Origin of the sequence: Sulfitobacter sp. HI0129 (assembly GCF_001635395.1) — a bacterium.
Taxonomy (GTDB): Bacteria; Pseudomonadota; Alphaproteobacteria; order Rhodobacterales; family Rhodobacteraceae; genus Sulfitobacter.
Window position 1 is genome coordinate 1 of record NZ_LWGH01000708.1, and the last position, 711, is coordinate 711.

Annotated in this window: 1 protein-coding gene and 1 pseudogene; both read left to right on the top strand. The window is 67.9% G+C overall.

Features of this window, described 5'->3' with window-relative positions; translation table 11 throughout:
- Positions 1-45 precede the first annotated feature (45 nt).
- Entirely contained in the window at positions 46-525 is a 480-nt protein-coding gene (gene tolR, locus A3764_RS17715; RefSeq protein WP_067924027.1) for a protein TolR, read from the top strand.
- Positions 526-528: 3 nt separating this feature from the next.
- A pseudogene (locus A3764_RS17720) lies at positions 529-711 on the top strand (energy transducer TonB); the annotation flags it as partial.

A 711-nucleotide genomic window follows, 5' to 3' on the forward strand; every position in this document is an offset into this window, starting at 1 on the left:
GACGAGTTCGCCACCATCCTCAGCCGCCAGTTGGATAGCTGAACCATGGGCGCAGGGGTCATCAAGAAACAGGGCGGGGGCGGCAGGGGCCGGCGGCGCGGGCGCGTGCAGCCCATGTCGGAAATCAACGTCACACCCTTCGTGGACGTGATGCTGGTGCTGCTCATCATCTTCATGGTGGCCGCACCGCTGCTGACCGTGGGCGTGCCCGTGGAACTGCCCAAATCCGCCGCCAGCGCGCTGCCATCGGAACCCGAAGAGCCGCTGACCGTCACGGTCACCGCCGACGGCGCCGTCCAGATCCAGACGACGGACACAGCGCGCGACCAGCTCGTGCCCAAGCTGCGCGCCATTGCCGCGGAGCGGGCCAGCGACCGGGTCTACCTGCGCGCCGACGGCAAGGTGCCCTACGCGCAGGTCATGGAAGTGATGGGCGCGCTGAACGCGGGTGGCTTTTCGAACATCGGGCTGGTGACGGATATCGGCGGCCCGACGCTGGACGGTTCCGATACGTCGGGTGGCTAGGGCGTGCGGCGGGCATATTATATCTCGGGGGCGGGTCATGTCGGTCTGCTCCTCTGGCTGTTTCTCGGCGGGCTGCTGTCGCCTTCGCGCGAGCCTTTCGAGATGACGGAAGTCTCGGTCGTGACGGGGGCGGAGTTCGAGGCGATTCTGGCCGCGCAGCGCGCACCGGAACCCGCGAGCGAGGTC